The organism is Alteromonas sp. 5E99-2 (assembly GCF_017368475.1).
In the GTDB taxonomy this organism is placed as follows: domain Bacteria; phylum Pseudomonadota; class Gammaproteobacteria; order Enterobacterales; family Alteromonadaceae; genus Alteromonas_F.
In genome coordinates this window covers 1-9,924 of the sequence record NZ_JAFNJE010000019.1, presented here as the reverse complement: position 1 = coordinate 9,924, position 9,924 = coordinate 1, and the positions used below count along the sequence as shown (strand labels likewise).

The following is a 9,924-nucleotide window of genomic DNA, read 5'->3' as shown; positions in this document are numbered from 1 at the left end:
AGTATAGAAATTCATTGAGTTTTCTCCGTTGGTTTGGTTGCCTATTAGGATAAACTCTGTTTATGCTAATTTGGAGGAGGCTCAATGAGTATCAAGGCGCTTAACACGTATGTCACTGCGTGTCATACTGGGACAAATACACGGCGCGGCTTCGCCATTATCGCATCGCATATTTGCCCGTTAACTTAGTGTTATACCGACTAACCATGTATGGAGCACTTAATAAATGTTTGGGAATCATTTGAATTTAAAAGCTTTCTGGAAATGTTTACTATGTTCTATTTTGCTCATTACTCAAATAGATGCTGCCGCAGAAGAGTTAGATATTCAATACGAAACGATTGAAAATAATCAACTTGTTGGACGGTTATGGTTACCTGATACAGATAAGCTAAGCCCTGCTATTTTACTTCTCGGTGGTTCAGGTGGAGGATACGAAAACAAAGATGCTGAGTGGCTTTCAAAATCAGGTTTTGTTGTTTTTAATGTTCGTTATTTTGGATCTAAAGAGTTACCAGAAAATTTAGTGAATATTCCAATTGAGTATTTTAATACAGCAGTAAATTGGTTAGACAATCATAGGCTAGTAAATAAAGGCGCAATCGGAATATTCGGACACTCTAAAGGAACTGAAGCAGCTATTTTAACGGCCTTTTATAATCCATTAGTAAAAGCTGTCGTTGTCAGGTCACCAAGTTCTATTGTCTGGGCAGGCCCAGGTTGGGCTGGCTTTAATGAATCTTCATGGGCTTGGGAAGGTAAGCCTTTGGATTACCATAGTGTCGGATTAATTGATGGAGCTATTTGGCTGTCACGTATTCTACGTGATAAAAAACTTATCGAAACTCGTCAGATGTTTGAAAATGCTTTGGGTGATAAAAGCTCAGTTAACTCAGCTATACTCCCAGTAGAGCATATCAAGGCTGATTTATTGTTACTTTCAGGAAAAGATGACCAACAATGGCCAAGTACAACTATGGCAAATATGCTAGTCTCAATTTTAGAAGATTCAAATTTTAAGTTTGGATATCGTCATATTGCATTCGATAACGCTGGTCATCGTCCGGGAAGTTTATCTAAGCCGGATGATACTTTTGCAAATGGTGGAACTGTTCAGGGAAATATTGAAGCCCACAATCGAACAAAAGTTATTGTGAAAGAGTTCTTCGACAAAAAACTGAGATAACAATTAAATCTCTACAGTAACATGTCGGTATAACAAGATAATTGGACTCCCCACCACCATTACGTAACACTGTGTCACGTATAATGTTACAGGAAAACAATTACGTTTTGCCTATTGGCCTATTAATAAATTCGGAAGACAAAGTAGAAATCGTTATTGCCACTTTGGAAATATCCGATCAAATCCAAGAGCTTGTGAATCATGTTCAAACTGGAGTAACCGAAAAAGTTAATACTGGGTGTTTTAAAGCAAGTTGCATGGCCTATCCGGATTACGAAAACTCTGCTGTTGTCGCTCTTTTGGAAAATGCAGAAAATTATTGTGCTACAGTAATCATACCGGTAGTTACGGAGCCACAGACTAAATTGGTAGCGTCAGACAGTGAGGTCTTAGATGGCAAGTGTTACATTTTTCCAATCAAACAAGATAGCTAACAACACGCCCTGAGGTGGACAGCAAGTATTAAAACTTGTTTTCCACCGCATATTTCAATAACGGTGAGCCCTTGCTTTTTAAGGCTTCTAGATACTTTGATTCATCATAGGGTGTATTTGTTTTCCAACACCGAAAGACTATTCTAATCCACTTAAATGCCAGAGCTCTGATGATGGTGTTATGGGGTTTTCCTTTTGCTGTTTGTTGGTGGTAATAGGCTTTTGCCCAAAACGAATAGCGTACGGATAGACCGGCCCATTCAACAAATGTCTGGCGCAAAAAGTTTGTGCATGAATATCGCCAATGTATCCATTTTTTTTTGACCACTGCGTTCAGTGACAAGGGCAATACCTGCGTATTTTTGTATCTCTTGAGCATCTTGGTAGCGTTCTCGATTTGAGCCCATTGCAGCTAATAAGCGAGGCGCCATTTGCGGACCGGCTCCCGGTAAACTATCAAAAATAAATCGGTCTTTGTGTTGTTTTTAAATTGTTTTTATCTCAACATCAAAGCGTTCAATGGCCACCATTATTTGCTTAAGTTGTGCCGTTAAACATTCAACCAATAATAAATTAGGCGATATAATGGCCTTGTCGGTTGTGAGTGCTTGAGCTTGCTTAATCTCTTCAATACGTTTTTCATTAACCGCGGTGTAACGCGCATTATGTTGATTGAAAAAGTCACTTAAGGTGTGTTTTCTTGCACGTTTAACGAGCTCAAGAGAGGGCCAACGTAGTAGGAAGTCACAGAAGATAATGGTGTCTTTTTCTTTAAACCAATCAAGTACATGAGGGTAATAGTTTTTTAATGCTGTGGTGATTTTATTGGTTAAATCCACTCGGTCTTGTACGAGTTTTCTGCGGTATTCCACCAACTGTGCAAGAGACCTGATGCTTTCAGTATCAGGAGTGATGGCATTCAATTTAGGCATGTGTTGTTGTAAGATTTCCAATTGGATAGCGGCATCTGTAGGGTCGTTTTTAGCCCCACTGTGTGTAAATGCCTTTCGGTATTTTGCTACAGTAGATGGGTTGATGGTAAACAGGACAAGGTGCTGAAACTTACTGAGAGCATAAATTAAAGGTCCTTTTTTTAATTCACAGGCGACAGCAATGCGTTGCCCTTTGTACTTTTCTTTTAATGCATTAGCCCAGGCGTTGATGGCTTCTGGTTTTGAGGAAATAACGGTGAAAGAGGGGGTGTTGTTTTGGTGTTCGAGTTCACAAATATCGTGTTTACTGTCTGCCCAATCGATGGCGATGAGAGCAGCAAAATCAGCAGGATTAAACACTTTCATTTTTGGCCTCCAAAGCGTAAAGTTAATCATGGAATATGACTGTGGTATTGTTTCTCGCAGGTCTTATAGATAGTCGATATAGACGGCAATCCCTGAGTATGCGTATTGAAACAAGTGACTTCTGTTGCTTCGAAAGTCTTGTTATAAGCATCGCATGTTTTTGCTCAAATATTCGTAAGCAACAGAAGCATATTCCACCTATTAATAAGCTAGGTAAACTGATTAATTAATGGAGCGGAGTAACTATAAGGCGCTTAAGTCGTTCCCTTCGGTCACTGGGACAAAAAAACTGCGCCATGCTTCGCATTTTATGACACAGTATTTTCGCCCCTTAGCTTAGCGTTATGTGCCAGTTATAAATTCAATTACTTTTAAGGCTATCGGTTAGGAGAAAATAGTATGTTAGAAGGACTCAAAGATCGAATGTATGAAGATAGTACAAGAATGGTTTTTTTAGCCTTATCTATAGCTATTTGTATTTTTTTCTTATCTATTTACCTTATTTACTTTGCCTCAACTGGATTTTTTGAAAATCACATATTACTCCCATATTATCGAGATCTCTCTGGCTTTAAATTGTATGTTGGTTGGCCCAAAAATTTTTTCTGTTTATCGATTTTGTCGTTTGGTTTTACGCTTTTCTATTTGACGACGATCATGCCATTAGTAAATATATCTTTGCTGTCGGATAAACTGTCTTTGGATACGAAAATTATTGTAGAAAACGTACTACTCTTTTTACTTACAATGTCACTTATACTTTTGGTAATAGCACAAACATGGCAAAGTTATACGACTCCGTTGTAACAAGGGAACATAACAAATCACTAAACTCACTCACTGCGTTCGCTGGGACGCATACTCGCGGCGCTGCTTCGCTATTTTAGCGCCGCATATTTGCCCGTTAGCTGTAAGTAGGTAAACCATGACTCAAAAATCTTTGCCAAGAAGAGCTCTAAAGTATGCCGTAGTATCTTCTTCAATAATTATGCTCTTGGTTCTGTATGCGATGCTAGCTCGGGACATTACAGGGTCTTCCTTAGAAGTAGCTTTCCGTTTAGTAGTAACAACTTTTGGTGTGTTTGGAGCAATGTGGTTGGTTTTTATTTTTTATCTATTCACAAACCCTGATGCCGATAAACCTAGAGAAAAGGAATTTTGATAACAATGGACTTTAAAAGTTATATTTCATAAGGAGTATGCCTTAGCATGGAGCCTAAATTCGAAAGTTACACCTATAAAGAATTACTTGATGTGCATAAGCATATTGACCGAGATGCTTACCCGGATCGCTTTCAAAAAATTTCAGAATTACTTGAGGCCAAGAAGGTTGGTACCCCAAGTAGTCTTAATTCTGAAAGTGATAACGAGCTTGCGGAAGATCAAGACGACGGCATTTATTCGAAACCACCGATAAGGAATATAGATCAAGACGGGAACTATATTCCTAATGACATTCCTATTATTGAGCGAATTCTTAATCTAATTATTGCTATGTCGCTATTAACATATGGCCTATATGGATTATACAAAGGCGAAATCTATATTCCTGGTAAACGTGGTAACGGTATACATCTCTATGGAGAAGCCGTATGGATAATGTTTGTTGGTTTAATATGTGGTGCCATTGTTTTTATTTCAGTTGTAATTGATCACTATGATAAAAGAGACAACGAACATAAGTACTATAAATTTGGTCGCTTAGTAAAATACATCGGTATTGGTTGTTTATGTTTAGCTATTATTTGGGAGTTAGTACGGAGATGAAGTATAACAAACACCTTATATTCATTCGCTTCGCTAATTGGGGCGCAAACTCGCAGGCTGGCACTGTGCTTATCTAAAGCAATTGGCAGAACTTCTAGCAATGCAAGAAGCTTATGCTCAATGCCAAACGTTTAATAAAATTGTTAAAGTACTAGAGACAATCGACGCAAAGCCTCCTTATATTTTAGGTAATTTTCCTAAAACAGAAATACGATTTAAATGTGTTGCTGAACAGTAGTCATGTAATTCACTTTTGCTTTGTGGTGTTAGTTTAGCTTTTAGCTACACACACCATTTCTCAGCCACACCCCCAACCTCAACGATAAAACTGTCCGCAGAAAAGATGAACAACAAATAAAGAAAGGTCAGCGGGGGAACAGTTTTTATCAGCTCGTGTTAATTTAGGATAAATAACACTTTTTTGAGAAAAGCATCATGAAAATTCAAAATCTACTGTTAAGTGTGGTTTTTGTATTTGGTTTACCAACAGCAGATATTGATGTTGCAGTTGCCGAAGAACATAACTCAAATCCTCTATATGATGAGTTTTTGTATCGCAATATTGGCCCTACACGAGGAGGGCGCGTTACAACAGTTGCAGGAACCGTTGCTAAGCGAGCAACCTTTTATCTTGGCGCAACCGGTGGTGGAGTCTGGAAAACAGACGATTACGGCATAACTTGGCGAAACGTATCTGATGGGTTTTTTGCTACGCCGTCTATTGGCGATATTGCGGTTGCACAAAACGATGCCAACATTGTTTATGTTGGCACGGGTACCGATGGCCTGCGAAGTAATATCATTGAAGGTAAAGGTGTTTATAAGTCTATTGATGGTGGTGAAAACTGGAAACATATTGGCCTGAGTAAAGTTGGTCAAATTGGGGCTGTAGAAATAGACCCCAATAACCACAATATCGTGTATGTTGCCGCGATTGGGAAAGCCTTTAACTCAAACGACGAGCGAGGTTTATTTAAAACGATTGATGGTGGCCGAAGCTGGGAAAAAGTGCTTTTTGTTTCCGATACCGTGGGCATAATCGATGTTGAAATTCACCCTTCCAATTCAGATATTTTGTATGCCAGTGCATGGAAGGCAGAACGCAAACCTTGGACCATTATTAGCGGTGGCGAAATGGGGCAAGGCGAAGCAGGGATTTACAAGTCTATTGATGCAGGTTCGAGCTGGAAAAAAATCAATAATGGCTTGCCTACGGGCCTTGTGGGTAAAATAGATCTTGCGACAACACCGGCTGATTCTCGTATTTTAGCGGCCCTTGTAGAAGCACCTGCACCGCAGGGAGGGCTTTACTGGTCCATAAATGGCGGAGAGAGCTTTAAGCACGTCTCAAATGATAAAGGCATTCAAAATCGCCCCTTTTATTACACCAATTTAGATATTGACCCAACCAATCCTAACATTGTTTATTCCAATGCAAATCCGCTTCGAAAATCTGTTGACGGCGGTAAAACTTGGACAACGGTGTCGGTGCCACACGGTGATAACCACGATATGTGGATTAACCCGACTAACCCGAATCTGTTTATTCAAGCAAATGACGGTGGTGCCAACGTGACTCTTAATGGTGGCAAAACATGGTCGAGCCAGTTTAATCAGCCTACCGCTGAGCTTTACACTGTAGATGTAGACGACCAACACCCGTATTGGCTTTATTCAGGAATGCAAGATAACAGCACGACTATTGCTGTTCCCAGCATGGCTCCCTTTGGCGCGCAACATACAAACAGCTATATAGTGAATACAGGAGGGTGTGAAACAGGGCCAGCTGTGCCAAAGCCCGGTAATCATAATATTGTTTATGCAGACTGTAAGGGCCGTTTTGGCGTGTATGACAAACGCACTGGAACTGAACGTTCTTATTATGTGGGCGCCAGTAACATTTACGGTCATAATCCCGCAGATTTAAAATACCGATTTCAGCGGGTAGCGCCTATTCATGTATCGCCTCACGATAACCGTGTTGTTTATCATGGTTCTCAGTTTCTTCATCGTACAAAAGACGAAGGCGTGACATGGGAAACAATATCGCCAGATTTAACTGCTAACGAAGCAGATAAGCAAGTTATCTCAGGTGCGCCGATTACTCGCGATATTACCGGTGAAGAATATTACAGCACCCTTTACTCAATTCAAGAATCGCCAATTGCACAGGGAATTATATGGGTTGGTTCAAATGATGGTGTTGTTCATGTTACTCGGGATAATGGCAAAAGCTGGAAAAATGTAACCCCCGCTCGCTTACCTAAAGGCGGCCGAGTAGACAGTGTGGCGCCTTCACCTCACGCTGCTGGAAAAGCCTATGTCACAGTGATGCGCAATCAATTAGGCGATGTAAAACCCTATATCTATCGCACCACTAATTATGGGAAAAACTGGTCTTTGCTTTCGGGCAAGAAAAGCGGAATTCCCGTTGATTATCCGGTAAGAGTGGTACGAGAAAGCCCCGACAGTGAAGGTTTGCTGTTTGCGGGTACAGAATACGGCATGTTTATATCTCGTGATGATGGTGAAAGTTGGGATGCATTTCAGCAAAACTTACCAATTACGCCGATAACAGATTTGAAATTCATTCGTGGTGACATTGCCATTTCTACAATGGGACGCGGTTTCTGGGTGTTAGATAATGTGACTACGTTAGGACAAGACGCTATTGATTCACTAGATGAACAATTGGTGATCATGAATCCCAAAGATACGTATCGCTATAGGCAGCCTCGGGTTGTAAACCGAGCCGCCGGTTTTATCGAGGGTACTCCGAATTATCCCAAGCCTAGCGTAAAAGTTGATTATTACCTTCCTGCGGGAACACATAGCGCTATTCGCATGGATATTGTTGATAGCAGTGGCGCAACGGTTAACAGTTTTTATAACGATGTGAACGGGCCAGATCATAAACAAACGAGTTCATCTAGGGCACTAAAAGATAAGTCATTGGAAATGCTAGTTGCCGGTGGAACCCAGCTCAACGATGAAAAAGCGCTAAGTCATGAAGGGCAACAAATAGAAGCTGCGAGCTATAATGCGAAGCTGAAAATGGACAGTGGGCTTAATCGTTTCAGCTGGGATATGACGCGTATAGGCCCGTGGAATAAAAATGCGTCGCGACGTTTTCGTGGCGGTGTTATGGCAGCACCTGGGCAATATACAATCCACATTTCACTTGATGGTGCTGCGCCAGTAGTAAGCAAGCCATTCAATTTAATGATTGACCCACGATTAGCTGAACAAGGCGTTACTGCAGACGTTATAGATGAACACATTGCGCTGGCGCAAAAGGTGTCTGATTTATTGACCAGTGCGCGTAAGTTAGAAGTAAAGGCAATAAAGAGTTTAAACCAACTTAAGGCTGCCTATGGCGATATTCCAAAAGGGGAATGGGATCAGAAAATTGCTGCTGAATTTGAAAAAACAAAGGCGGTTCTTTCAGTATTACAGACTGAGCCTGGCGTGATTTACCCCAAACCCATGTTGGTGAGCCAAATTAGTTATCTTTACAATATATTGAATACAGCAGACCAAAAGCCAGGCAAAGATGCATATGAAAGGTTTGATGAATTAAACCTAAAATATCAGGAGATTAGCCATAAATATGCTGAATAAAGCACTGCGTTAGCTATAAAGAAAACCCAACAGGGACGTTGGGTTTTACCGATAACCATAAAACCCAAGTCAGCGAACTACTCCTTTAACTCGGTTACTCGTCATCATCTACATCATCGATATCATCATTTGATGCGGTATTGGCGCTCTTCACTTTGCTATTTCCAAACATGGTGTGAAATTGTTGTGGAGAGGTTTTTTCTAAATACTTCAGCCATAGTTTTTCAAGGGCGTGTTCAGCAGCGAGCTCGCCTTTACATACATCCAAGAAACGTTTTTCGTCGTCATTGTCAGGAGACAAGGTTTCATTGGCAAGCTGTTGAAGGGTGTCGCCGTATTTTTCTAATTGAGAAGATTCAGAAACAGAAAAATGGCCGCTACGGCGTATTCCGTTTCTAAAGTTTTTGGTGTCCGTGAAGAGTTTCTTTCCAAATCGTATATTTGAGTCTGACATAAATAAGTCTTTAACAAAGCATATAATTTAACGGGCAAGCTATAGGGATTTTGGTCAGACTAAAAACAAATAATTTTTGAATTGTTGATAAAAATTATTTGTTAATTCACATTTCTCCTTTAAGCTTGCTTTATGGACGTGAAAGTATTCAAAACATTCCTAGAAATCACCAGAACGCGGCACTTTGGTAGGGCTGCGGATAACCTGTTTATTACTCAAGCAGCGGTGAGTGCTCGCATTAAACAGCTTGAAGAATATATTGGCACCACCTTGTTTGAAAGAATTCGCAACAACCTGCAATTAACGCCGGCTGGGGAAAGGCTAATTCCTTATGCTGAAACCATGGTTAGGGCGTTACAACAAGCAAAACACGGCTCTACGCTGGCTGAAATCGCCATAAAGCAACTTTCTTTTGCGGCTACACCAAATGTGTGGGATGCGTATTTACAAAACTATTTGACGGTGATCACTGAAGCGATCCCCGACACTTCATTTAGAAGTGAAATTGCAAGCAGTCAGCAGCTTATTTCAAGTGTGATTGATAGCACTGTGGATGTTGTTGTGTTGTTTGACCCTTTTTTAGACCCCAATGTGATTAGTGAAAAAATCGCAGATATCGATCTGATTTTAGTGTCGACGTTTGCAGGCATTGATATCAATAGTGCGATGAATAATAGTTATGTTTATGTAGACTGGGGAACGCAGTTCGCCACCGAGCACTTGGCTAAATATGGTGATAATCGCATTCCCGCACTGCATACCTCAACGGGGAGAATTGCGCTAGATTATATTTTGGCAAAAGGCGGCAGCGCCTACCTTCCCAGTGCCTTTGTTACCCCCTTTTTAGAAAGTGAACAAGTGTTTTTGGTTGCCGAGCACATTCCTATGAGACGCTCTGTTTACGCTGTTTATCGCAAAGACAACGTGTCAGCAGCAACGTTAAAACAACTTGTGAAAGTCATCGACCAATCCCTGCCTGAAAGGCCAGTGATTTTAGAAACCATTGCAGCATCGGGTGATTAGGGCGTGTTGATCTTTGCTGTACAAGTTTTGTTCACTTAGGGCCTTGCTGACCGCGGCACTTGCTTGCAGGCTCAGTGGTTCTGAGTCAAAAGCAAGTAACAAAGAGCAGTGAGGCCCTAATTGAACCCTTCGGGCAGTGCT

At 40.8% G+C, this 9,924-nt stretch carries 8 protein-coding genes and 1 pseudogene; 7 read left to right on the top strand and 2 right to left on the bottom strand.

Annotated features, from left to right (window positions below; genetic code table 11):
• Positions 1-241 precede the first annotated feature (241 nt).
• A complete protein-coding gene (locus J3L16_RS15380; RefSeq protein ID WP_207613945.1) occupies positions 242-1,186 on the top strand; it encodes an acyl-CoA thioester hydrolase/BAAT C-terminal domain-containing protein in 945 nt (314 codons plus the stop codon).
• 71 nt (positions 1,187-1,257) lie between these two features.
• Positions 1,258-1,620 carry a hypothetical protein gene (locus tag J3L16_RS15375; protein ID WP_207613943.1) on the top strand — a complete coding sequence of 121 codons (363 nt, stop codon included), beginning with the start codon at positions 1,258-1,260 and terminating at the stop codon, positions 1,618-1,620.
• 28 nt (positions 1,621-1,648) lie between these two features.
• Here J3L16_RS15375 and J3L16_RS15370 read toward each other — a convergent pair.
• Positions 1,649-2,918 (bottom strand): annotated as a pseudogene (locus J3L16_RS15370) (IS110 family transposase).
• A gap of 925 nt (positions 2,919-3,843) precedes the next feature.
• Here J3L16_RS15370 and J3L16_RS15365 point away from each other — a divergent pair.
• From J3L16_RS15365 to J3L16_RS15350, 4 genes are all read left to right on the top strand, one after another.
• Positions 3,844-4,080, top strand: a complete 237-nt coding sequence (locus J3L16_RS15365) for a hypothetical protein (RefSeq protein ID WP_207613941.1) — start codon at positions 3,844-3,846, stop codon at positions 4,078-4,080.
• A 47-nt stretch (positions 4,081-4,127) separates the two neighbouring features.
• Positions 4,128-4,685, top strand: coding sequence for a hypothetical protein (locus J3L16_RS15360; RefSeq protein ID WP_207613934.1), 558 nt, complete (start codon positions 4,128-4,130; stop codon positions 4,683-4,685).
• 37 nt (positions 4,686-4,722) lie between these two features.
• Entirely contained in the window at positions 4,723-4,923 is a 201-nt protein-coding gene (locus tag J3L16_RS15355) for a hypothetical protein (protein WP_207613932.1), read from the top strand.
• A gap of 197 nt (positions 4,924-5,120) precedes the next feature.
• Positions 5,121-8,306 carry a hypothetical protein gene (locus J3L16_RS15350; protein WP_207613931.1) on the top strand — a complete coding sequence of 1,062 codons (3,186 nt, stop codon included), beginning with the start codon at positions 5,121-5,123 and terminating at the stop codon, positions 8,304-8,306.
• Between the two features lie 94 nt (positions 8,307-8,400).
• Here the strand turns inward: J3L16_RS15350 and maoP are convergent, their stop codons facing one another.
• A complete protein-coding gene (gene maoP, locus J3L16_RS15345) occupies positions 8,401-8,760 on the bottom strand; it encodes a DUF413 domain-containing protein (RefSeq protein WP_207613930.1) in 360 nt (119 codons plus the stop codon).
• Between the two features lie 132 nt (positions 8,761-8,892).
• Here maoP and J3L16_RS15340 point away from each other — a divergent pair, with 132 nt between their 5' ends.
• Complete coding sequence (locus tag J3L16_RS15340) at positions 8,893-9,783, top strand: LysR family transcriptional regulator (RefSeq protein WP_207613925.1); 891 nt, start codon at positions 8,893-8,895, stop codon at positions 9,781-9,783.
• Positions 9,784-9,924: the final 141 nt, after the last annotated feature.